The sequence below is a fragment of the Pseudomonas sp. LS-2 genome, from assembly GCF_003605735.1.
Taxonomy (GTDB): domain Bacteria; phylum Pseudomonadota; class Gammaproteobacteria; order Pseudomonadales; family Pseudomonadaceae; genus Aquipseudomonas.
In genome coordinates this window covers 221387-245684 of the sequence record NZ_QXTJ01000016.1, presented here as the reverse complement: position 1 = coordinate 245684, position 24298 = coordinate 221387, and the positions used below count along the sequence as shown (strand labels likewise).

The 24298-nt window shown below is 59.2% G+C and carries 18 protein-coding genes and 1 pseudogene; 5 read left to right on the top strand and 14 right to left on the bottom strand.

Annotated features, from left to right (window positions below; translation table 11 throughout):
* Positions 1-248 precede the first annotated feature (248 nt).
* The 3 genes from D3M70_RS11810 to fabB all read left to right on the top strand — a co-directional run bounded on the left by D3M70_RS11810 (position 249) and on the right by fabB (position 4137).
* Complete coding sequence (locus tag D3M70_RS11810) at positions 249-2174, top strand: response regulator (protein ID WP_120125932.1); 1926 nt, start codon at positions 249-251, stop codon at positions 2172-2174.
* Between the two features lie 216 nt (positions 2175-2390).
* Positions 2391-2906 (top strand): 3-hydroxyacyl-[acyl-carrier-protein] dehydratase FabA, encoded by a 516-nt coding sequence (gene fabA / locus D3M70_RS11805; protein ID WP_120125931.1) that lies wholly within the window; start codon positions 2391-2393, stop codon positions 2904-2906.
* A gap of 10 nt (positions 2907-2916) precedes the next feature.
* Positions 2917-4137: a beta-ketoacyl-ACP synthase I gene (fabB, locus tag D3M70_RS11800; RefSeq protein WP_120125930.1), complete on the top strand. Its 1221-nt coding sequence runs from the start codon at positions 2917-2919 to the stop codon at positions 4135-4137.
* A gap of 219 nt (positions 4138-4356) precedes the next feature.
* Here fabB and D3M70_RS11795 read toward each other — a convergent pair whose 3' ends face one another.
* Positions 4357-5982 (bottom strand): methyl-accepting chemotaxis protein, encoded by a 1626-nt coding sequence (locus tag D3M70_RS11795; protein ID WP_120125929.1) that lies wholly within the window; start codon positions 5980-5982, stop codon positions 4357-4359.
* A 200-nt stretch (positions 5983-6182) separates the two neighbouring features.
* Between D3M70_RS11795 and D3M70_RS11790 the strand changes: the two genes are divergently transcribed.
* A complete protein-coding gene (locus D3M70_RS11790) occupies positions 6183-7046 on the top strand; it encodes a pirin family protein (protein WP_120125928.1) in 864 nt (287 codons plus the stop codon).
* A gap of 143 nt (positions 7047-7189) precedes the next feature.
* Here D3M70_RS11790 and D3M70_RS11785 read toward each other — a convergent pair whose 3' ends face one another.
* Both D3M70_RS11785 and htpG read right to left on the bottom strand, forming a co-directional pair.
* Positions 7190-7915, bottom strand: a complete 726-nt coding sequence (locus tag D3M70_RS11785) for a dienelactone hydrolase family protein (protein WP_120125927.1) — start codon at positions 7913-7915, stop codon at positions 7190-7192.
* 78 nt (positions 7916-7993) lie between these two features.
* On the bottom strand, positions 7994-9898 hold the full coding sequence (gene htpG / locus D3M70_RS11780) for a molecular chaperone HtpG (RefSeq protein WP_120125968.1): 1905 nt from the start codon (positions 9896-9898) through the stop codon (positions 7994-7996).
* A gap of 331 nt (positions 9899-10229) precedes the next feature.
* On the opposite strand from htpG, the gene D3M70_RS11775 reads away from it, so the two are divergent.
* The gene (locus D3M70_RS11775) at positions 10230-10484 is read left to right on the top strand and encodes a hypothetical protein (protein WP_120125926.1); all 255 of its coding nucleotides are present in this window, start codon (positions 10230-10232) and stop codon (positions 10482-10484) included.
* Positions 10485-10585: 101 nt separating this feature from the next.
* On the opposite strand, the gene brnQ is transcribed toward D3M70_RS11775, so the two are convergent.
* From brnQ to sdhC, 11 genes and pseudogenes are all read right to left on the bottom strand, one after another.
* On the bottom strand, positions 10586-11899 hold the full coding sequence (gene brnQ, locus D3M70_RS11770) for a branched-chain amino acid transport system II carrier protein (protein WP_120125925.1): 1314 nt from the start codon (positions 11897-11899) through the stop codon (positions 10586-10588).
* Positions 11900-12583: 684 nt separating this feature from the next.
* Positions 12584-13468 carry a succinate--CoA ligase subunit alpha gene (gene sucD / locus D3M70_RS11765; protein WP_062381087.1) on the bottom strand — a complete coding sequence of 295 codons (885 nt, stop codon included), beginning with the start codon at positions 13466-13468 and terminating at the stop codon, positions 12584-12586.
* Positions 13468-14634 (bottom strand): ADP-forming succinate--CoA ligase subunit beta, encoded by a 1167-nt coding sequence (gene sucC / locus D3M70_RS11760; RefSeq protein WP_081567122.1) that lies wholly within the window; start codon positions 14632-14634, stop codon positions 13468-13470. The genes sucD and sucC overlap by 1 nt, the downstream gene beginning before the upstream one ends.
* Positions 14635-14838: 204 nt before the next feature.
* A pseudogene (locus D3M70_RS33065) lies at positions 14839-15146 on the bottom strand (dihydrolipoyl dehydrogenase); the annotation flags it as partial.
* A gap of 1 nt (position 15147) precedes the next feature.
* Positions 15148-16226, bottom strand: a 1079-nt coding sequence (locus D3M70_RS11755) for an FAD-dependent oxidoreductase (RefSeq protein ID WP_256659819.1), incomplete at its 3' end; no start/stop codon positions are given.
* A gap of 169 nt (positions 16227-16395) precedes the next feature.
* The gene (gene odhB / locus D3M70_RS11750; RefSeq protein ID WP_120125924.1) at positions 16396-17637 is read right to left on the bottom strand and encodes a 2-oxoglutarate dehydrogenase complex dihydrolipoyllysine-residue succinyltransferase; all 1242 of its coding nucleotides are present in this window, start codon (positions 17635-17637) and stop codon (positions 16396-16398) included.
* A gap of 41 nt (positions 17638-17678) precedes the next feature.
* On the bottom strand, positions 17679-20510 hold the full coding sequence (locus D3M70_RS11745) for a 2-oxoglutarate dehydrogenase E1 component (protein ID WP_120125923.1): 2832 nt from the start codon (positions 20508-20510) through the stop codon (positions 17679-17681).
* 281 nt (positions 20511-20791) lie between these two features.
* Positions 20792-21496 (bottom strand): succinate dehydrogenase iron-sulfur subunit, encoded by a 705-nt coding sequence (locus D3M70_RS11740; protein ID WP_120125922.1) that lies wholly within the window; start codon positions 21494-21496, stop codon positions 20792-20794.
* An 11-nt stretch (positions 21497-21507) separates the two neighbouring features.
* Positions 21508-23280, bottom strand: coding sequence for a succinate dehydrogenase flavoprotein subunit (gene sdhA, locus D3M70_RS11735; RefSeq protein ID WP_120125921.1), 1773 nt, complete (start codon positions 23278-23280; stop codon positions 21508-21510).
* A gap of 3 nt (positions 23281-23283) precedes the next feature.
* Positions 23284-23652 carry a succinate dehydrogenase, hydrophobic membrane anchor protein gene (sdhD, locus tag D3M70_RS11730; protein ID WP_120125920.1) on the bottom strand — a complete coding sequence of 123 codons (369 nt, stop codon included), beginning with the start codon at positions 23650-23652 and terminating at the stop codon, positions 23284-23286.
* Positions 23646-24032 carry a succinate dehydrogenase, cytochrome b556 subunit gene (gene sdhC, locus D3M70_RS11725; protein WP_177418405.1) on the bottom strand — a complete coding sequence of 129 codons (387 nt, stop codon included), beginning with the start codon at positions 24030-24032 and terminating at the stop codon, positions 23646-23648. The genes sdhD and sdhC overlap by 7 nt, the downstream gene beginning before the upstream one ends.
* Between the last annotated feature and the right edge of the window lie 266 nt (positions 24033-24298).

The following is a 24298-nucleotide window of genomic DNA, read 5'->3' as shown; positions in this document are numbered from 1 at the left end:
CGGAGCGCCGGGCTCGCCACCAGCGGCAAAACACGACAGTACGACACATATCATCCGGGCCTGACTCTTCATGAGGAAAACACCTACGGCTCGGTTAAGATGCGCGCCCCAGATGAAAATTCCACGGCGACACCGATGAGCTATCGTTACGTCGCTTTCCGACGAGATTCAGACCGATGACACGATCTTTTGCCTGGCGTTGCGTAAACGATGGCATATGAGGCATCCATGACCGGCGGAGCGCGGCCGTGACGGCACAACGTGGCTGGAACATCAGCACCCGCACGCAAATTCTCAGTCTGGGCCCGGCCCTGTTGCTGACCCTGCTGCTCATCAGTTTTTTTACCGTCGTGCGCATCCAGGATCTGCGTCAGGAGCTCACCCATACCGGCCAACTGATAGCCAACCAGCTCGCCCCTGCGTCCGAATACGGAGTGATCGTGGGCAACAACGACGTGCTGGAGAGCCTGATGAAGGCGACCATGAGCACGCCCCACGTACGTTTTCTCGAAGTACAGGACAGCTCGGGCAATGTCCTGGTGCACGTCGAGCAACCCGTCGATAACCCCAACGCCCGGCAAATGGAAATCTTTCAGGCCCCCATTCGCGTGCAACAGGTCAAAAGCGAAAGCAGCCGTCTGGACGATCGCGGTGACAGCGCCAGCGTGCCTGTCGAGGATTATCTGGGCCGGGTCCTGGTGGGCATGTCCAGCGATGCCTTCAACCTGCGCGAACAGGAAATCCTGCTCAAGGCCGGCATTCTCGCGCTGTTCGCTCTGCTTTTTACTTACATCCTTGCCCGGCGCCTGTCATTGAGTCTGTCGCAGCCCATCAGCGCCATGAGTGATGCCGTCAAGGCGATCCAGCACGGCGACTACACCGCGCCGCTGCCGGTGGCCGACGACGCCGAGCTGGGTGATCTGGCCCGACACATCAACAACCTCGCACAAGGCCTGGAAAAAGCCAGCCGCGAGCAGAAGCAGGCCATGGACGAATTGATCAGGACCCGCGAAGAAGCAGAACGCGCCAACAGCGCCAAGTCCGAATTCCTGGCAATGATGAGCCACGAACTGCGCACCCCCATGAATGGCGTGCTCGGGATGCTGCAGTTGATGGAAACCACGAAGATGACCGACGAGCAGTCCGAATATGCGGCGCTGGCCACCGAGTCAACCGAACACCTGCTGCGGGTGATCAACGACATTCTCGATTTCTCCCGCTTCGAACGCGACGCACTGGAGCTGGAGAACATCGCCTTCAATCTGGCGGAACTGATCTCCACTTCCGTCCAGGCATTTGCCCACAACGCGCAACAGCGCGGTCTGGCGCTGGAGCTGGACTTGCCGCCCGGGCTCGATCTGTTACGGGTCAAGGGCGACCCGACCCGTATCCGGCAGATTCTGGTCAACCTGATCGGCAATGCGTTGAAGTTCACGGAGTTCGGCAGCGTGCGTGTTGAAACGTCCTGGCAGAAACGCGATGCCCACCACATCCTGTTCTCCTGCGCCGTGCGCGACAGTGGCATCGGCATCTCGCCGGACCTGCTGGAATCGATGTTCGATGCCTTTCAGCAGGCGGACAACTCGATCTCCAGACGCTACGGCGGAACCGGGCTGGGCCTGCCCATCGCACGCAACCTGACGGAGCGCATGGGTGGATCGCTGCAGGCCCAGAGCAGCGAAGGGCTCGGCTCGGTGTTCACCCTCGAAATCCCGTTGCAATTGATTCAGCAGGAAGAACCTCAACCGCAACCCGGCGCCGTGGGCGAATTGTCGCAGGAGCGCGAGGGTTGCGTATTGCTGGTGGAGGACAACCCGGTCAACCGCACCGTGGTCGAAGCCATGCTGCGCAGTCTGGGATTGCAAGTCAGCGCCGCCGGTGACGGCGCGGAAGCGGTGAGCATGGTCAGCCGGGAGAAATACGCCCTGATCCTGATGGACTGCCGCCTGCCCATCATGGACGGCTATGAAGCCACCCGTAGAATTCGCCAGTTGCCGGGCCTCGAAACCCTGCCGATCATCGCTCTGACCGCCAACGCCCGCCATGGGGACCGGGAGATTTGCTTGCAGGCGGGCATGAACGATTACCTGGCCAAGCCTTTCAAGCGCACTGATTTACAGCAGGTTTTACAACGCTGGTTGACCTTTAAGGCATCTGCGACTGGCGATAAATGATAAATTGCGGCAGTCTTGTGTGCCGTGATCGAACTGCGCCGACGCGCGGACGGAAAATTTCAGTGCACAGGTGTACTTTCATTTCGCCTGTGCTGTGACTTTCATTACAACGCAATAGTCTATGAGTAGGCTGCCAGCAGAGGGATGACCCGCTGGTCAGATTGGCATTGGGTAGCTACGCCTTACCCAGCCGCACAGGATTATCGAGGAGCTCGCATGACCAAACAAAACGCCTTTACCCGGGAAGACCTGCTGCGCTGCAGTCGCGGCGAGCTGTTCGGCCAAGGTAACGCGCAACTGCCCGCCCCCAACATGCTGATGATCGACCGGATCACCCATATCAGCGAAGAAGGCGGCAAGTACGGCAAAGGTGAATTGGTCGCCGAACTGGATATCACTCCCGACCTGTGGTTCTTCGCCTGTCACTTCGAAGGCGACCCGGTGATGCCAGGTTGCCTGGGCCTGGATGCCATGTGGCAACTGGTCGGTTTCTTCCTGGGCTGGCAAGGCCTGCCGGGCCGCGGTCGTGCGCTGGGCTCGGGCGAAGTGAAATTCTTCGGCCAGGTCCTGCCGACCGCCAGGAAAGTCACCTACAACATCCAAATCAAGCGCGTCCTCAAGGGCAAGCTGAACCTGGCCATCGCCGACGGTTCGGTGACCGTGGACGGTCGCGAAATCTACACCGCCGAAGGCCTCCGCGTCGGCGTGTTCACCTCCACTGACAATTTCTAAGGGTATTCGCATGCGCCGCGTCGTTATCACTGGTCTGGGCATTGTTTCCTGCTTGGGCAATGACAAAGACACCGTTTCCGCCAACCTGCGTGCAAGCCGCCCTGGCATCCGTTTCAATCCGGAATATGCCGAAATGGGTCTGCGCAGCCAGGTTTCCGGCTCCATCGACCTCAACCTCGAAGAGCTGATCGACCGCAAGATCTATCGCTTCGTCGGTCACGCTGCGGCCTATGCCTATCTGGCCATGAAAGACGCTGTCGCTGACTCGGGCCTCACCGAGGAGCAAGTGTCGAACCCGCGTACCGGCCTGATCGCCGGCTCCGGCGGCGCATCGACCCTGAACCAGATGGAAGCGCTGGACATCCTGCGCGAGAAAGGCGTCAAGCGCGTCGGTCCATACCGCGTGACCCGCACCATGAGCAGCACCGTTTCGGCCTGTCTGGCAACGCCATTCAAGATCAAGGGCCTGAACTACTCCATCGCCTCTGCCTGCGCCACCAGTGCTCACTGCATCGGGACCGCCATGGAACAGATTCAGATGGGTAAACAGGACGTGGTCTTCGCCGGCGGCGGTGAAGAAGAGCACTGGAGCCAGTCGTTCCTGTTCGACGCCATGGGCGCACTGTCCAGCAAGCGCAACGAAACCCCGGAACAGGCTTCCCGCGCCTACGACGCCGACCGTGACGGTTTCGTCATTGCAGGCGGTGGCGGTATGGTCGTGGTCGAAGAGCTGGAGCACGCACTGGCGCGCGGCGCGAAGATCTACGCTGAACTGGTGGGCTACGGGGCTACCTCCGATGGCTACGACATGGTCGCACCGAGCGGCGAAGGCGCGATCCGCTGCATGCAGCAGGCGATGTCCACCGTTGACGGCAAGATCGACTACCTGAACACCCACGGCACTTCGACGCCGGTCGGCGACGTCGCGGAGATGAAAGGCGTGCGTGAAGTCTTCGGCACTGACGCTCCGGCCATCAGTTCCACCAAGAGCCTGTCGGGCCACTCCCTGGGCGCCGCAGGTGTTCACGAAGCGATCTACTGCATGCTGATGATGGAAGGCAACTTCATGGCAGGCTCGGCCAACATCGACGAGCTGGACCCTGAAGTCGCCGATCTGCCGATCCTGACCAAGACTCGCGAAAACGCCGAGATCAATCTGGTCATGAGCAACAGCTTCGGCTTCGGCGGCACCAACGCCACGCTGGTGATGAAGCGCTGGACCGGTAAATAATCCGACCTGTCGCAGCCTATGAAAAAGGCGCCTCTTGAGGCGCCTTTTTTCATGTCTGCCGAAATGCCCCCATTGGGCGGCGCAATGCTCTGCTTGTAGGAGCGCGCTTGCCCGCGATGCCCCAGTCCAGGTAACACAATACGAGCTGAGCCATTGCTTTGGCGGGCAAGCGCTTCTACGTGACCGTCTTCATATTGCGAAGCGGTCGCGGCCTTTTACTTAAACCGAAAACGCCGCCACCATCCCGTTCAAATCCGTGGCCAGCCGCGAAAGATCATGACTTGCCGCACTGGTCTGATTCGCGCCGGCCGAGCTCTGCAACGCCAGATCCCGAATGTTCGTCAGGTTGCGATCCACCTCACGCGCCACTTGCGCCTGCTCCTCGGACGCACTGGCAATCACCATATTTCGCTCTGTGATCAAGGTAATCGCCGCCGCAATCTCGTCCAGCGCCACCCCCGCCGATTGCGCCAGTTCAAGGGTCGAACGGGCACGGCTGTTGCTGCCCTGCATCGCCGCCACAGCCTGATCGGTGCCCTGACGAATATCCCCGACCAGCAACTCGATCTCCTGTGTCGACGACTGAGTACGATGCGCAAGCGCCCGCACCTCATCGGCCACCACCGCAAAACCACGACCCGCCTCGCCCGCCCGCGCCGCCTCGATCGCAGCGTTGAGCGCCAACAGGTTGGTCTGCTCGGCCACCGACCGAATCACATCCAGCACCTTGCTGATGCCATACACCTTCTGCGCCAGGGTCTCGACCTGAACCCCAGTGTGCGTGACGTCCTGCGCCAGATGGTTGATCGAGGCCACCGTTTCCTGCACCTGATGCCGACCGCGCTGAGCGATACGTTCCGATTCGTCGGAGGCCTCGGAGGTCGCCACGGCATTACGCGCCACCTCTTCGACCGCCGCCGTCATCTGATTGATCGCCGTCGCCGCCTGATCGATTTCAAGGCTCTGCTGGTGCAGACCACGGGTGGAATCCTCGGTCACCGTACTCAACTCTTCGGACGCCGAGGCCAACTGACTGGACGAATCGGAGATGCGCAGAATAGTACGACGCAAACTTGATTGCATGGCCTTCAATGCTTCCAGCAACCGCGCAGGTTCGTCGCGCCCCTCTACCTTGATGTCAGCGGTCAGATCCCCTGCCGCGATGACCTGCGCGATGCCCAATGCCTGCGCCAGTGGCTGCACGATGCTGCGGGTCAGGCCCCAGGCGAGTACCAGAGTGACCACCGCCGTCAGCACGATCATGGCCATCACCCAGAGCCTGGCGCTGCCAAACACCTCTTGCGCCAGGTCGGTTGCCTGGGAGGCGCCCTGCTTATTGATCGCGGTCAGCTCGTTGAGCGCTTGAGTCATCTTGTCGGCGTATTGATTCATCTCGCCGTTGAGGACCTGCAGCGCCTCGTCCATCTGGTTTTGTCGTGACAGCTCCATGATGCGGTTCTGACGCTGGAAATACGCCTGCTTCGCCTCTGCGAACAGCGCGTAGAGTTCGCGCTCCCGTGAGGACTCGATCAGCCCGGCATAATGCTGTTCGGTGCGCTGCAAACCGGCCTTGAGCTGATCGATCTTGCTGTAGTTGTCCTGCAACGCGTCGGCATTGCGGTTGAGCATCAGCCGCAGCGTGAGGGTCCTGATGCGCATCAGGTCCTGACCCATCGTGCCCAGCTCCATAACGCTGGGTAGCCACTTGCTCTCAACCAGATCCGACTGTTTGCGCATGCTGGACATCTGCAACAGCGCGAAAGCGCCCAGACCGAAAACCAGCAGTGCCAGCACCCCGAAGCCAAGCGCGGCACGGGGCGCGATATTCATGTTTCTGACGGTCATAATGGGTCCCTTCCAAAAAACCCTGCACTGAAAAAAGGGCAGCCGGTTGTCGCCCCGCTATCGGCTACCTCCTCCTAAAGCTGTAGGAAAATTCACTAACTAGTTCGTAATAATTTATAACAGCGACGTGTGAGCACAGACGATCCTGACACGGATGCTTATTCTTGTACGCTGTCGCCACGTCCACCGAGAGCCCTGACATGTTGACCATCAAACCCCGCGCCGAAGACGTCGAAGGCCAGCCGATTCTGCGCCCCCTGCCCTCCGCGCAATGCCGCAGTGTCGGACCGTTCGTGTTCTTCGACCACATGCTGGAAACCACCTATTCGCCCGGCACCGGCATGGACATCCGCCAGCACCCGCACATCGGGCTGTCGACCCTGACCTACCTGTTCGAGGGCGAAATCCAGCACAAGGACAGCCTGGGCAGCGATCAACACGTACTCCCCGGCGAAGTCAGCTGGATGACCGCCGGTCGCGCAATTGCCCACATCGAGCGCACACCACAAGCGCAGCATGACCAGGGCTCGCGGCTTCATGGCCTGCAAGTGTGGTTGGCATCGCCCAAGGAGCACGAACAGGGAGACGGCCATTACAGCCACCACCCCGCCGCGGCATTGCCAGCCAGCGATTACATGGGCATCGGCATCCGCATGATCGCCGGCCACGGTTTTTGTCTGAAGTCGCCCGTTCCGGTTCTGTCATCGACCCTCTACGCCGAAGTGAAGATGCAGAACGCGACGACACTGCTCATCCCCGCCGAGCACGAGCAGCGGGCGCTATATGTGATCGAAGGTGAAATGCTGCTCGATGGCGAACCGGTGGAGCCACGCAGCCTGGTGGTACTGGAGCCGGGAACCGAACCGACGCTTTGCGCCGAGAGTGAATCCCACGCCGTGATGATCGGCGGTGCGCCGCTGGACGGTCCGAGGAGGATGAACTGGAATTTCGTCGCCAGCGATCCGGCCTTGATCGATCGGGCCAGGGCGAAGTGGGCGGCCGGCGACTGGCCGACGGTGCCGGGAGAAGTGGCGCGGATCGAGTTGCCGATGAGCAGGAAATAGCCAGACGCACAGGAAATGCTTTTGGCTCGGCCTCAGGCGTGGAAGCCGGCTGGCTGGCGAATGCGGCGTATCAGTCAACGCATGGTGGACTGATGACTGCGTTCGCCAGCAAGCCGGCTCCTTGTATCGTCAAACAGGTGTATTCAACCGGCGAAGACTTCATCCAGCAAATTGTGCATCGCGGTGAATGCACGCCTGGAAACCGTCGGGTTGTACATCTGCACGCCGGGGTTGTTGGCGTGACGATCGGTGAAGGAATGGAACGCGCCGCCGTAGCTCAACAGCTGCCAGTCGACATTGGCTGCGTTCATTTCCGCTTCGAACGCTGGCAGTTGCTCTTTGGGCACCAATGGGTCGGACGCACCGTGCAGTACCAGCACCTTGCCCTTGATGTTTTTGGCGTCTGCCGGGTTGGTGGTGTCCAGCGTGCCATGGAACGACACCGCGGCTTTCAGCGGCGCGCCAGTGCGTGCCAGTTCCAGCGCACAGCATCCGCCAAAGCAGAAACCGAAAGCCGCCAGGCTCGCCTTGTCCACCGCCGCAAGGTTCTGCGTGGTCAGTTGATCCAGTGCCGCAGTCATGCGCTTGTTCAGCAAGGCACGATCATTCTTCATCGGCATCATCGCTGCCGCTGCTTCGTCATTGCCTTTTGGACGAACATTCTGGCCGTACAGGTCGGCCAGCAGGACCACATACCCTTTGGCTGCCACTTCCCTGGCAATCTGCTCGGCGTCTTCGCTGATGCCCATCCAGTTCGGAGCCATGACCAGACCCGGGGCGGCTTCGGCACCTTCGCTGAAGGCCAGACGGCTTTCGTAGCTCTGACCGTCGATCTGATACACCACGGACTGCACAGTAACGTTGCTCATTGCGGACTCCTGCTGTTGGAGGGTGAAGGAAATCAAATGACAAAACCCGCCGAAGCGGGTTTTGACAATGCTCGAATGTTAAGCCGAGAGCTCGACCAATAACTTGTTCAAACGGCGCACGTACGCCGCCGGATCCTTCAAGCTGTCACCGGCTGCCAGCGCTGCCTGATCGAACAGGATGTGCGACAGCTCGCCGAAACGGTCCTCGCTCTGTTCGTTGTCCAGCTTGCCAATCAGCGGGTGAGTCGGGTTGAACTCGAAAATCGGCTTGGAATCAGGCACCTTCTGGCCGCTGGCTTCCAGAATCTGACGCATCTGCAGACCCAGGTCCTGCTCACCGATGGCCAGAATCGCAGGGGAATCAGTCAGACGATGGGAGACGCGCACTTCGCTGACGGCATCACCCAGCGCGGTTTTCAGACGCTCGATGAGGCCTTCCTTGTCCTTGGCGACTTCTTCCTGAGCTTTCTTGTCCTCTTCGGAATCAAGTTTGCCCAGATCCAGGTCACCGCGTGCCACGTCGACGAAGCCCTTGCCGTCGAAGTCGCTGAGGTAGCTCATCAGCCACTCATCGATACGGTCGGTCAGCAGCAGCACTTCGATGCCTTTCTTGCGGAAGACTTCCAGGTGCGGGCTGTTCTTGACCTGCGCGTAGCTTTCGCCGGTCAGGTAGTAGATCTTGTCCTGACCTTCCTTGCCGCGAGCCAGGTATTCAGCCAGCGAAACGCTCTGCTCGCCGCTCTCGTCGGAGGTCGAAGCGAAGCGCAACAGACCGGCGATCTTTTCCTTGTTGGCGAAGTCTTCGGCCGGACCTTCTTTCATCACCTGACCGAAGTTCTTCCAGAAGCCCTTGTATTCTTCCGGCTGGTTTTTCGCCAGCTTTTCCAGCATGTCCAGCACACGCTTGGTCAGCGCGGACTTCATCGAATCGATGATCGGATCTTTCTGCAGGATTTCACGGGAGACGTTCAGCGACAGGTCGTTTGAATCCACCACACCCTTGATGAAACGCAGGTAAAGCGGCAGGAACGACTCGGCCTGATCCATGACGAACACACGCTGCACGTACAGCTTCAGGCCACGCGGCGCTTCACGCTGATACAGGTCGAACGGGGCGCGGGCCGGCACGTACAACAGCGAGTTGTACTCCAGCTTGCCTTCAACCTTATTGTGGCTCCAGGCCAGCGGATTTTCGAAGTCGTGGGCGATGTGCTTGTAGAACTCCTGATACTCCTCGTCCTTCACCTCGGTGCGGGGACGGGTCCACAGCGCGCTGGCACGGTTGACGGTTTCCCATTCCTGCACTGGCGCCGGCTCGCCTTCGACGGCGACCTGCTCTTTCGGCAGCTCGATCGGCAAGGCGATGTGATCGGAGTACTTCTTGATGATGTTGCGCAGGCGATAGCCATCGGCGAACTCGTCTTCACCCTTTTTCAGGTGCAGCACGATGCGGGTGCCGCGATCGGCTTTCTCGAGCGTCGCGACCTCGAAGTCGCCCTCACCTTTGGAAGACCAGTGCACGCCTTCGCTGGCGGGCAGACCTGCGCGACGACTGAAAACGTCTACCTGATCGGCGACGATGAATGCCGAGTAGAAGCCCACACCGAACTGGCCGATCAGGTGCGAATCCTTCTTCTGGTCGCCGCTCAGGTTCTTCATGAAGTCGGCGGTGCCGGATTTGGCGATGGTACCCAGGTGGGTGATCACATCTTCGCGGCTCATGCCGATGCCGTTGTCTTCGAGCGTGACGGTTTGCGCGTCCTTGTCGAAGCTCACACGGATCTTGAGCTCCGCACCGCCTTCAAGCAGCTCAGGCTTGGACAGCGCTTCGAAACGCAGCTTGTCCACGGCGTCCGAGGCGTTGGAAATCAGCTCGCGAAGGAAGATCTCCTTGTTCGAGTACAGCGAATGGATCATGAGGTGCAGCAGTTGCTTTACCTCGGTCTGGAAGCCCAGGGTTTCCTTTTGAGTTTCCACACTCATGGTCATCAAACTCCAATCAGTCCACACAAATAGGGGTAGCCGCCAGGCGCCAGATACCGCGGGCCGGACAGCAGGTTGTCATCAAGGTGGGGGCTGGGTCAGGGATTTCAAGAGTTCGCGCAAGGCGAACCACACAATCTTCATGAACTGCACGCAGGTCGGGTGAAAGATTGCAATTCCTCTACCGGAGCAAAAACGATTAAGCCGCACCCAGCCCACCTCATGCGTAACAGCGGTGACACAGTGGCTTATTTATCGTGCACAAACATGGAACTAACTTATTAACGGTGCGCTCGAAGGCACGTAGATGTTCAATAAGGAGAAACACCCCATGCGTAAGACTTTAGCCATTGCCCTCATGCTTTCTGCCACCCTGGGCCTCGCTGCCTGCGATAAAAAATCCGAGGATAAACAGGAAGATGCCAACAAGGCTGCCCAGCAGTCCCAAGAGTCGATGCAGAAGGCTCAAGACAAAGTGAACGACGCCGCCAAAGAAAGTCAGGAAGCTGCCCAGAAGAACGCCGAAGCTGCGCAAGAGCGTGCAAAAGAGGCCAACGATCAGGCACCTGCGCCAACTAAGCAGTAAGTTCCAAAGTTTCCAAAAAATAAAGCCCGCACGCAGCGGGCTTTATTTTTATGTCCTCGATTTAAACGGCGCGGCGGTTTATTGCCTGCGCCGCCCTCCTCTCAGGCCAGCGCCTCGCTGCGCTTGGCCAACACCCGATCAACGATGAACGCGACGAACAGGGTCGCCAGTGACGGGATCAACCACGCCAGCCCCTGCTCGCTCAGCGGCAAGCGGGCGACCGCGTCAGGCAGGTATTCGCCCAGCCCCGAGCCCTTGAGGGCGTCGATCATGCCGAACAGCAGCGACACCAGCATCACCGGTCCGACGATGCGCCCTTGAACGTGCCAGAAGTCCTTGCAGAAACTCAGCGCAACCAGCGCGATGCAGGGTGGGTAGATCGCTGTGAGCACCGGGATCGAAAACTGGATCAGTTTGGTCAGGCCCAGGTTGGAAACCAGCAGCGAGAACGCGGCCAGCAAAATCACCAGAGTCTTGTAGGAAAAAGGCAGCAGGCGACTGAAGTATTCAGCGCACGCACACGTGAGGCCGACTGCGGTCACCAGACATGCCAGGGAGATCAACACCGCGAGAAAGCCGCTGCCCAAGGTGCCAAAGGTGTGCTGCACATACGCGTGCAAGACAGCGGCGCCGTTGGTGGCGCCAGCCGCGATGGCATGGCTGTCCGAACCTAGCCGGAACAGGCTGACGTACACCAGAGCCAGCCCGAGCCCTGCGATCAGGCCGGCGATGATCGCGTAGCGAGTGATCAGCTTGGGCGATTCGACACCACGGGAACGGATGGCGTTGACGATGACGATACCGAACACCAGCGCCCCCAGGGTATCCATGGTCAAATAGCCATTGATGAAGCCTTGGGAGAACGGCGCCGCGACATACGCAGGCTGCGCGGTGCCAACATCACCGGCAGGCAGGGCGAACGCAGCGATGCCCAACACCGCCAGAGCGATGATCTTCAGCGGCGCCAGAAAACGCCCGACCGTATCGAGCAGACGGCCCGGGTACAACGAGATCCAGAACACCAGCAGGAAATACACAAGACTGTAGAGGAACAGCGCCAGCGGGCTTTCGCCGGTGATGGGCGCAAGCCCTACTTCGAAAGACACCGTGGCCGTACGTGGCGTGGCGAACAGCGGCCCCACGGACAGGTAGCAGACGGCCGCAAGCACTGTGCCGGCGACTTTGCCGATGGGACTGCTCAGAGCATCCATCGCACCGCCGACCTTGGCCAGGGCGATCACGGTGACAACCGGCAGACCGACGGCGGTGACAAGAAAGCCCAGCGCGGCCATCCACACATGCGGACCGGCCTGCAAGCCAACGATGGGGGGGAAGATGATATTGCCAGCACCCACGAACAACGCGAACGTCATGAAACCAAGCGCCAGGATGTCCTGACCTTTCAACACTTTCATCAAAGAAACCACACTGCTGAATCGGAATTAAGAAGAGGATTTCCCGAGGGTGAGGGAAATGCTGCCCGTCCTTTTAGGACCGGCCCGTGGCGCTGACAGGCTCCTTTTGGGGGCCGGCAACGCAAAATGGCGGCTAGCCTACCCTATTTCACGCACCGACACAGGGCACCCCGACCGATGTACGCACTTTCCTGTCGCATATCGGAAAGGTCTTACAACATTGCGTTAGGCATGACACCGCTTTCGCTGCCGTCGTAACCTCCGACGTCTCCTACAGGTACTGCGTAGTGACACGTTCTTGGCATCAAGCAACGACCGTAGCCGTTCGGTTTGCCGGCGGTGGCAATCTTGAATGTCTCACCGCCGGCAAGCCGGACTGCTACAAGTGCGGTGAGTGACGCCGCATTCCGGCTCTACCCTTGCCCTGTAGCAGCACGGCTTGCCGGCGGTGGCAAGCTTGAATGTCTCACTGCCGGCAAGCCGGACTGCTCCAAGTGCGGTGAGTGACGCCGCATTCCGGCTCTACCCTTGCCCTGTAGCAGCACGGCTTGCCGGCGGTGGCGTCAGCCAGGCTGCAATCGAGAAGTGCTCGAAACAAGATGCCTACAGATTCGATAAGCCAGAAAACACAAAGGCCACCCGAAGGTGGCCTTTGTCGATCAGAAAATGATCAGCAAGCAATGCTTACTTCTTCATTTCCCAACCGGTCAGCTCAGCCAGTGCCTTGCCGATGTCTGCCAGCGAACGCACGGTTTTCACGCCAGCGTCTTGCAGAGCAGCGAATTTCTCGTCTGCAGTGCCTTTACCGCCGGAGATGATCGCGCCAGCATGGCCCATGCGCTTGCCCGGAGGAGCAGTCACACCCGCGATGTAGGAAACGACCGGCTTGGTCACGTTTGCCTTGATGTAGGCAGCCGCTTCTTCTTCAGCCGAACCGCCGATCTCACCGATCATGACGATCGCTTCGGTCTGTGGGTCGTTCTGGAACAGCTTCAGGATATCGATGAAGTTGGAACCCGGGATCGGGTCACCACCGATACCAACGCAAGTCGACTGACCGAAACCGGCGTCAGTGGTCTGCTTCACAGCTTCGTAAGTCAGGGTGCCGGAACGCGACACGATACCGACTTTACCTGGCAAGTGAATGTGACCTGGCATGATGCCGATCTTGCACTCGCCCGGAGTAATCACGCCTGGGCAGTTAGGGCCGATCAGGGTAACACCCAGCTCGTCGCACTTGACCTTGGCATCCAGCATGTCGAGGGTAGGAATACCTTCGGTGATGCAGATGATCAGTTTGATGCCGCCGAAAGCAGCTTCCAGGATCGAATCTTTACAGAAAGGAGCCGGAACGTAGATCACGCTGGCGGTAGCGCCGGTTTTTTCTACTGCTTCGCGAACGGTGTTGAACACCGGCAGGTTCAGGTGAGTGGTGCCACCTTTGCCTGGCGTCACGCCGCCAACCATTTTGGTGCCGTAGGCAATGGCTTGTTCGGAGTGGAAAGTACCTTGCGAGCCGGTGAAGCCCTGGCAGATAACTTTGGTGTCTTTATTGATCAGGACGCTCATTATTTGCCCTCCGCAGCTTTGACGACTTGTTGAGCAGCGTCGGTCAAGCTGGTAGCAGCGATGATGTTCAAGCCGCTTTCTGCCAGTACTTTAGCGCCCAGGTCAGCGTTGTTGCCTTCCAGGCGAACAACGACCGGGATTTTCACGCCGACTTCTTTCACAGCGCCGATGATGCCTTCGGCAATCATGTCGCAACGAACGATGCCGCCGAAGATGTTGACCAGTACTGCTGCGACGTTGCTGTCGGACAGGATGATCTTGAAGGCTTCGGTCACGCGCTCTTTGGTCGCACCACCACCTACGTCGAGGAAGTTGGCTGGCTTGCCGCCGTGCAGGTTGACGATGTCCATGGTACCCATGGCCAGGCCAGCACCGTTGACCATGCAGCCAATGTTGCCTTCCAGTGCCACGTAGTTCAGTTCGAACTTGGCAGCGTGGGCTTCACGTGGGTCATCTTGAGATGGGTCGTGGAAAGCCTTCAGCTTAGGCTGACGGTACATGGCGTTGGCGTCGATGTTGATCTTGGCGTCCAGGCAGTGCAGATCGCCGTCAGCCTTGATCACCAGCGGGTTCACTTCCAGCAGAGCCAGGTCGTGGTCCTGGAACAGCTTGGCCAGGCCAACGAAGATCTTGGCGAACTGAGCAACCTGCTTGCCTTCCAGACCCAGCTGGAATGCCAGATCGCGACCCTGGAATGGCTGAGCGCCAACCAGTGGATCGATCGTGGCCTTGAGAATCTTCTCAGGAGTTTCGTGAGCGATTTTCTCGATGTCCACACCACCTTCGGTGGAAGCCATGAACACGATACGACGGCTCGAACGATCCACTACAGCGCCCAGGTACAGCTCTTTGGCGATGTCAGTGCAGGATTCAACCAGGATCTTGGTGACTGGCTGACCGTTTGCATCAGTCTGGTAAGTGACCAGACGCTTGCCCAACCACTGTTGAGCGAACGCAGCTGCGTCTTCCTTGCTGCGAACCAGCTTGACGCCGCCCGCTTTACCGCGACCACCTGCGTGAACCTGGGCTTTGACGACCCACTCGGTTCCGCCGATCTTGTCGCACGCTTCTGCTGCTGCTTCCGGGGTGTCTACTGCAAAGCCCTTGGATACTGGCAGGCCGTATTCAGCAAACAGCTGCTTACCCTGATACTCGTGAAGATTCATGCTTATTACCGTCTTCGTTAGGTACTGCGCATTCGGTGCTGCTCGTCTAGGCGTGCCGCACCACCTGTGACCGCTTCTCCCGTGAGGTCCCGCCCCTGCAATTGAATGCCGGTTCGAAACCCGCCGGGAGTTCGAGTCCGACGGACCTTCCGCGGTAAGCCCTGCGAACAAGGCTTACGACGGGCGGACCGCCGTGGTTTTTTCTTAGCGTTTTTTCTTGTTCTGGATGTGGATGGCGCCGCCATTCACAGCCAGAGCAGCTTCGTGCAGCGCTTCGGACAGCGTCGGGTGGGAGAAGACCATCATGCCGATGTCTTCGGCACTGGTGCCGAACTCCATACCGATCGCGCCCTGCTGAACCAGCTCTGCTGCGCCTGGGCCGATGACGTGTACACCCAGTACACGGTCGGTCTTGGCATCAGCGATGACCTTGACGAAACCGCCAGTGTCGTTCGCCGCCATTGCACGGCCGCTGGCCGCGAACGGGAAGCTGCCGACGTTAACCTCAACGCNGTGTAGATAACCGAAGGGATCAGGTCATAGTTCATCTGAGTCTTGTGACCCTTGATGCGCTCGACCACCATGATGCCTTCTTCCGAGGCTTTGTGTGCCAGCATCAGACCACGGACCACGTCACCGATCGCGTAGACACCAGGGACGCTGGTCTCGCACTGATCGTTGACGAAGATGAAACCGCGCTCGTCGATGTCGACGCCGCTGTCGGAGGCCAGCAGATCGGTGGTCACCGGACGACGGCCTACGGCAACGATCAGGCGGTCGAACGTGATGTTCTGCTCACCTTCCTTGTCGGTGTAGTTGACGACAACTTCGTTGCCGTTGACTTTCGAGCCAGTCACGCGAGCGCCCAGCTTGATGTCCAGACCCTGCTTGGTGAAGGTCTTCTGAGCTTCTTTGGACACGGCTTCGTCAGCGGCTGGCAGGAACTTCTCCAGCGCTTCAAGAACGGTAACCCTGGAACCCAGACGCGACCATACCGAACCCAGCTCAAGGCCGATGACGCCAGCGCCGATAACGCCCAGACGCTCAGGCACGGTCTGGAATTCCAGGGCACCGGTGGAGTCGACGATGACATTCTGGTCGACCGGGGCCGGTGGAATGTCGATCGGACGCGAGCCGGAAGCCAGGATGATGTTGTCGGCTTCGATGACTTCGGTGGTGCCGTCAGGCTTGGTCAGCTCGACTTTCTTGCCGGCCAGCAGTTTGCCGTGACCTTGCAGGGAAGTGACGCCGTTGGCCTTGAACAGGCTGGCCACACCGCCGGTCAGACCTTTGACGATCTGCGACTTGCGGCCAACCATGGCCGGGACGTCCATCTGCACGTCGCCGGAGATGGAAATGCCGTGCACGTTGAACTGGTTCTTGGCTTCGTAGAATTTCCAGGAGCTGTCCAGCAGCGCCTTGGAAGGAATGCAGCCTACGTTCAGGCAGGTACCGCCGAGAGCCAGCTTGCCCTCTTTATCCTGGTACTTCTCGATGCAGGCAGTCTTGAGACCAAGTTGCGCGGCCTTGATGGCGGCAACATAACCGCCAGGGCCTGCGCCAATCACTACCACGTCGAATTTCTGGGACATACAAAGAGTTCCTCTTTAGCTGCGAGCTTCAAGCCACAAGCTGCAAGCTGATCCGTGTTGCTCTACAGACAAGTTGCAGCCTGTTATTGGGATGTTGCGACGCCTCAAGCGCGAGCGCCAGGCTGCTGTTGCTTGCAGCTTGGCGCGTGCGGCTTGCGACTGCCTTGAATCAGATATCCAGCAACAGACGAGCCGGGTCTTCCAGCAGGTTCTTGATGGTCACCAGGAAGGTCACAGCTTCTTTACCGTCGATCAAGCGGTGATCGTAGGACAGTGCCAGGTACATCATCGGACGGATGACAACCTGACCGTTGATCGCCATAGGACGCTGAACGATGTTGTGCATGCCCAGGATCGCCGCTTGTGGCGGGTTGACGATCGGGGTCGACATCATCGAACCGAAAGTACCACCGTTGGTGATGGTGAAGGTACCACCGGTCATCTCGTCGATGGACAGTTTGCCGTCACGGGCTTTCTTGCCGAAGGTGGCGATGCCGCCTTCGATTTCAGCCAGGCTCATCTGCTCTGCGTTACGCAGAACCGGAACCACCAGACCACGGTCGCTGGAAACAGCAACACCCACGTCGGCGTAGCCGTGGTAGACGATGTCGGAACCGTCGATCGACGCGTTGACGGCCGGGAAGCGCTTCAGCGCTTCGGTGGCAGCCTTGACGAAGAACGACATGAAGCCCAGGCGTACGCCGTTATGGGACTTCTCGAACAGATCCTTGTACTTCGAACGCAGGGCCATGACTTCAGTCATGTCGACTTCGTTGAAGGTGGTCAGCATGGCCATGGTCGATTGGGCTTCGACCAGACGCTCGGCAACCTTGGCACGCAGGCGGGTCATCGGAACGCGCTTCTCGGTGCGGTCGCCAGCGGCGAACACAGGAGCAGCGGCGGCCGGAGCGGCAGGCTTGGCAGCAGGTGCGGCGGCCGGAGCGGATTTCTTCGCTTCGATGGCAGCTACGACGTCTTCCTTGGTGACGCGACCGTCTTTGCCGGTGCCTTTGACGCTGGACAGCGCGATGCCGTTTTCTTCAGCCAGCTTGCGGGCAGCCGGAGCGCCGATGGCGTCTTCGTCGCCAGCGGCAGGAGCAGGTGCGGCGGAGGCAGCAGGCGCAGCAGCCGGAGCCGGAGCAGCAGCGGCAGCAGGAGCGGCCGATGCGGTAGCGCCTGCATCCAGGGTTGCGATCAGTTCGTTGGACAGGACGGTGTCGCCCTCGCCTTTCACGATCGATGCCAATACGCCGTCGGCTTCGGCCAGGACTTCGAGAACGACCTTGTCGGTTTCGATGTCGACCAGCAGCTCGTCACGTTTTACCGCTTCGCCCGGTTGTTTGTGCCACTTGGAAATGGTGCCGTCGGCAACGGATTCCGGGAAAGAGGGGGCTTTGATCTCAATAGCCATTGTCTGTAATTCCTTAATTCGGTTTCTAGTGCGCGAAGGCGTTAAACAGTGAACGCGTCTTTCAGCAGTTTTTCCTGCTGTTCGGCGTGCATCGAAGCGTAGCCACAAGCAGGAGCAGCAGAAGCATCACGGCCGGCATACTCGAGAACGAGGTTGCGGTTGTGATTGCCGATGCTACGGCGCAAGTGATGCTGACTGCTGTACCAGGCGCCCTGGTTCATCGGCTCTTCCTGACACCAGACCACGTTGGTCAGGTTGGTGTAAGGCGCGATGGCCTCCATCAGGTCATCTTCCGGGAACGGGTAGAGCTGCTCGATACGCACGATGGCGATATCTTCGCGGCCTTCGGCACGGCGTTTTTCCAGCAGGTCGTAGTACACCTTGCCACTGCACATGACCAGACGAGTCACCTTGGCGGCATCGAGGGTATCGATTTCCGGGATGACAGTCTGGAACGAACCTTCGGCCAGATCTTCCAGCGTCGAGATTGCGAGTTTGTGGCGCAACAGCGACTTGGGCGTCAGAACCACGAGCGGTTTGCGCAGCGGACGGATCACCTGACGGCGCAGCAGATGGTAGATCTGAGCCGGGGTGGTCGGTACGCACACCTGAATGTTGTGCTCTGCGCACAGTTGCAGGTAACGCTCCAGACGTGCCGAGGAGTGCTCCGGACCCTGACCTTCGTAGCCGTGAGGCAACAGCATGGTCAGACCGCACAGACGGCCCCATTTGTGCTCGCCGCTGGTGATGAACTGGTCGATCACGACCTGGGCACCGTTGGCAAAGTCACCGAATTGGGCTTCCCAGATCACCAGCGCGTTTGGCGAAGTGGTCGAGTAGCCGTATTCGAATGCCAGTACCGCTTCTTCCGACAGGAACGAGTCGTACAGGTCAAAGCGAGGCTGACCGGCATACAGGTTCTGCAGAGGAACGTAGGTAGTGGCGTCTTTCTGGTTGTGCAGGACGGCGTGACGGTGCGAGAACGTACCGCGACCGACGTCTTGACCGGTGATACGCACCGGGTGACCTTCGAACGCCAGGGTGGCGTAGGCCATGGTTTCTGCATAGCCCCAGTTGATCGGCAGGCCACCGGCTTGCATCTTCTGGCGGTCTTCGTAGATCTTCTGGACCTGACGCTGAACCACGAAGCCTTCCGGCAGTTCCATCAACTTGGCCGACAGTTCCTGCAAAGTCTTGAGGTCGAAACGCGTGTCGTGACGTGCGGTCCAGGCGTGGCCCAGGTATGGACGCCAGTCGACGAACAATTCCTTGTTCGGCTCTTTGACCAGGCTCTTGACCACATGCATGCCGTTGTCCAGCGCATTGCGGTACTCGTCGACCTTGGTCTGAGCCGCTTCAGCGCTGATGGCACCGCTGGCAGCCAGGGCGTCTGCGTACAGCTCACGGGTGGTGCGCTGCTTGGAGATCTGCTGGTACATCAGCGGTTGGGTACCGCTTGGCTCGTCGGCCTCGTTGTGGCCGCGACGACGGTAGCAGACCAGATCGATCACCACGTCACGCTTGAACTGCATGCGGTAGTCGATGGCCAGTTGGGTCACGAACATGACGGCTTCAGGGTCATCGCCATTCACATGGAGAATCGGCGCCTGAATCATCTTGGCAACGTCGGTCGCGTACTCGGTGGAGCGCGCATCGAGCGGGTTGCTGATGGTGAAACCAACCTGGTTGTTGATCACGATGTGGATCGTACCGCCAGTCTTGAAGCCGCGGGTCTGCGACATCTGGAAGGTTTCCAGAACCACACCCTGACCTGCGAACGCAGCGTCACCGTGGATGGAAATCGGCAGTACTTTTTCGCCAGTGGCGTCGTTACGACGGTCCTGACGGGCGCGCACCGAGCCTTCTACCACAGGAGACACGATCTCAAGGTGCGAAGGGTTGAATGCCATCGCAAGGTGGACTTCGCCACCGGTGGTCATCACGTTGGACGAGAAGCCCTGGTGGTATTTCACGTCACCGGAACCCAGCTCGACCTTCTTCTTGCCTTCGAACTCGTCGAACAGCTCGCGCGGGTTCTTGCCGAAGGTGTTGACCAGGACGTTCAGACGGCCACGGTGGGCCATGCCGATGACGATTTCCTTGGTGCCGTAGGAACCGGAACGCTGGATCAGTTCGTCCAGCATCGGGATCAGGCTTTCGCCGCCTTCCAGACCGAAGCGCTTGGTGCCCGGGTATTTCGTACCCAGGTACTTTTCCAGACCCTCGGCCGCGGTGACGCGCTCGAGCAGATGGCTCTGAATGTCGGCGGAGTAAGCTGGACGGCCACGCACGCTTTCGAGGCGCTGCATGAACCAGTTGCGCTGGTTGGAATCGACGATGTGCGTGAACTCGGCGCCGATGGTGCGGCAATATGTCTTCTGCAAAGCGTCGACGATTTCACGTAGGCTCGCCTCCTCCTTGCCGATGAACAGGTCGCCGGCACGGAAGGTGGTATCGAGGTCAGCGTTGGTCAAACCGTAATGGTCGATCGACAGGTCAGCTGGCGCAGTACGCTTCCACAAACCCAGAGGATCGAGTTGCGCACCCTGATGGCCGCGCATACGAAATGCCTGGATCAGTCGCAGCACTTCGACTTGCTTCTTCTCGTGTTCGCTGCTCACGCTACCGGCGGAGACCGGCTGAGCGCGGCGCTGGTTTTTCCCCAGCAACACGAAATGATCGCGAACCGTAGAGTGCGATACATCGGTGGCAGTGCTGCCGTCAGCGGGCAACGTCTGAAAGTAGGTGCGCCACTCTTCTGGCACAGCGTTAGGGTCGTGCAGGTAGAGTTCGTAGAGCTCTTCCACATAGGCAGCGTTACCACCGGAAAGGTGGGCGCTGTTCCACATGCGCTGCATCACGCTTTCTTGCATGCTTGGTCACCCTCGGTTAGGGGACACCATCGGCGTCGACACCGAAGCAAACTTGAAAAGCCCATGTGCAGCGACTGTATCAAGCCAGCTGGAATCACGCAGATAGTCCGGGTACCAGCCCGGATGCCCCTGCTGGTCTCATTTCTTCAAAATAAGAGCCGCAGCCATGTGACTGCTGCTCAGGTTAAAACTACGGCGCCGGTTGAAGCCTGCGCCGCAGCGTTTACGGGTACAACAGTTTCAAATGCTTCAGTACTGCAGGTGTAACAGGTGCAACGAACTCAGACACCGCTGGACAGCAACATGCTGCGAACGTGACCGATGGCCTTGGTCGGGTTCAGGCCTTTCGGGCAAACGTTCACGCAGTTCATGATCCCGCGGCAGCGGAACACGCTGAACGGATCGTCCAGCGACGCCAGACGCTCCTGGGTCTTGGTGTCGCGGCTGTCAGCCAGGAAACGATAGGCTTGCAGCAGCGCAGCTGGACCGAGGAACTTGTCAGGGTTCCACCAGAACGACGGGCAGGAAGTCGAGCAGCAAGCGCACAGGATGCACTCGTACAGACCGTCCAGCTTCTCACGTTCTTCCGGCGACTGCAGACGCTCGATGGCCGGAGCCGGGGTGTCGTTCTGCAGGAATGGTTTCACCTTCTCGTACTGCTTGTAGAAGATGCTCATATCGACGACCAGGTCACGAATCACCGGCAAGCCAGGCAGCGGACGCACGACCAGCTTGTTGTTCTTGACCACGGACGACAGCGGCGTGATGCACGCCAGGCCGTTCTTGCCGTTGATGTTCATGCCATCGGAACCGCACACACCTTCACGGCACGAGCGACGATAGGAGAAACCTTCGTCCTGCTCTTTGATCAGCGCCAGGACGTCCAGCACCATCAGGTCCTTGCCACCGGTATCGACTTCGAAGACCTGGGTCTTGGGTGCGGAGTCGGTGTCCGGGTTGTAACGATAAACTTCGACTTTCAACATAGCGGCCACCCTTAGTAAGTCCGAATTTTCGGTTCAAACGCCGGTACTGTCTTCGGCGCAAAGTTGACTGCACGTTTGGCAACCCGCTTTTCACCCGGGTAGTACAGGGTGTGGCACAGCCAGTTCACGTCATCACGATCTTCGAAGTCTTCACGGGCGTGGGCGCCGCGGGACTCGGTACGGGTTTCAGCAGCGATCGCGGTCGCTTCGGCAACTTCCAGCAGGTTCTGCAACTCCAGCGCTTCGATGCGCGCGGTGTTGAACGCCTGGGACTTGTCGTTGATCTTGACGTTGGCGATGCGCGCGCGCAGATCGGCCAGTTGCTCAATGCCTTTCTGCATGTATTCGCCGGTACGGAACACGCCGAAATAGTTCTGCATGCAGCTCTGCAGCTCGCGACGCAGGGACGCAACGTCTTCGCCGTCGGTACGGCCGTTCAGTGCGTTCAGGCGCGCCAGGGCAGCTTCGATATCGGCTTCGGTAGCGTCGTCGTATTCAATGCCGTCGGTCAGCGCTTTTTCAAGGTGCAGGCCGGCAGCGCGGCCGAACACCACCAGGTCGAGGAGCGAGTTGCCACCCAGACGGTTGGCACCGTGGACCGATACGCAAGCCACTTCACCTACCGCGAACAGACCCGGGATAACCTGGTCCTTGCCTTCGGCGTCCATGGTCATTGCCTGACCATGAATGTTGGTGGCAACGCCGCCCATCATGTAGTGGCAGGTCGGAACCACAGGAACCGGCGCAACGACAGGGTCGACGTGAGCGAAGGTCTTGGACAATTCACAGATACCTGGCAGGCGGCTGTGCAGGACTTCTTCGCCCAGGTGGTCGAGCTTGAGCATCACGTGGTCGCCGTTAGGACCACAGCCGTTACCGGCGATGATTTCCTTGACCATGGAGCGCGCAACGACGTCACGACCCGCGAGGTCCTTGGCGTTAGGAGCATAACGCTCCATGAAACGCTCGCCATGCTTGTTGATCAGGTAACCACCTTCACCACGGCAACCTTCAGTCACCAGTACACCTGCGCCGGCGATGCCGGTTGGGTGGAACTGCCACATTTCGATGTCCTGAACAGGAACACCGGCACGCAGTGCCATACCGATACCGTCACCAGTATTGATCAGGGCGTTGGTGGTAGAGGCGTAGATACGGCCAGCACCACCGGTCGCCAGTACAGTGGCCTTGGCCTTGATGTACATGGTTTCGCCGGTTTCGATGCAGATCGCGATCACACCCACGAACGCGCCGTCCTGGTTTTTCACCAGATCGACTGCGTAGTACTCGTTGAGGAAGGTCGTGCCTGCTTTCAGGTTGCCCTGATACAGGGTGTGCAGCAGTGCGTGACCGGTACGGTCGGATGCCGCGCAGGTACGGGCAGCCTGACCGCCCTTGCCGAAGTCCTTGGACTGACCACCGAACGGACGCTGATAGATACGACCGGTTTCGGTACGGGAGAACGGCAGACCCATGTGATCCAGCTCGAAGACCGCAGCCGGGCCTTCCTGACACATGTATTCGATAGCGTCCTGGTCGCCGATGTAGTCGGAACCCTTGACGGTATCGTACATGTGCCAGCGCCAGTCATCGTTCGGATCGGCCGAAGCGATGGCACAGGTGATGCCACCTTGCGCGGAAACGGTGTGCGAACGGGTCGGGAAGACCTTGGTGACTACGGCGGTCTTGTGGCCGCCCTGAGCCAGCTGCAATGCAGCACGCATGCCCGCACCGCCGCCGCCGATGATGATGGCGTCGAATGAAATGGTATTAATGTTAGCCATGAATCAGATACCCCAAAGAATCTGCACACCCCAGACGAAGTAAGCGAACATCGCAATGCCGCAGACAGCCTGGAAAAGGAAACGCACAGCGGTCGCGGACTTGCCCAGCGCCATCGGCGTCAGGTAGTCGGTCGCGATGGTCCACATGCCGACCCAGGCGTGAGCGCCAAGGGCAACGAGGGCCAGCAGACTGAAGATGCGCATTGCCGTATGGGCGAACAGACCGTGCCACTGGGCATAGTCCATACCCGGGTTACAGACGAGGTATCCGATGAGGAAAATGAAGTAAGCCGCGAGCACGACCGCAGAGACGCGTTGCGCCATCCAGTCATAGAGGCCCGAACGAGACAGGTTTGTGACGTTGGTTACCATATCCATACTCCCGCCAGAACGATTACCACCACCGACACGGCGATAACGATTTTAGAGCCCAGCTTGCCGCCTTCCAGCGTCTCGCCGATGCCCGCGTCCATGATCAGATGACGGATACCCGCCACCAGGTGATAAAGCAGGGCGGACAGGAGGCCCCAGATCACAAGCTTGGCCAGAGGACTGGTCAGACCAGCCTTCACCGCAGCGAAGCCTTCCTCGGAGCTCAGCGACTTGTCCAATGCATAAAGCATGATGGCAATGCCGACGAAGAGGATGACACCGGAGATACGGTGGAGAATGGACGTGTAAGCAGTGACAGGGAGTTTGATGGTCCTTAGGTCTAGGTTTACAGGTCGTTGGCTATTCACGGCTTTTTTCACACTGAAGAGCCCCTAACAATCAGGGCAAAGTTGTTGGGAAGTGCACTGGTCAGGTACCCACTACCCACGGAGTGACGACCCCCAGAAAAACGGGCCTGCAAGCCCCTGGCGGTCGGGTGCCGAGTATAGACAGTTAGCCAACTAATGACAACGCACCGACCCTCCCCTAATGGCGGATTGCTTTAGCTGAATAAAAGGCGTAAACGGCAGGGAAATTCGCGGAAAACATCGGCTTAAAGCCTTCTGCTACAAGACTTTTGGCAAAT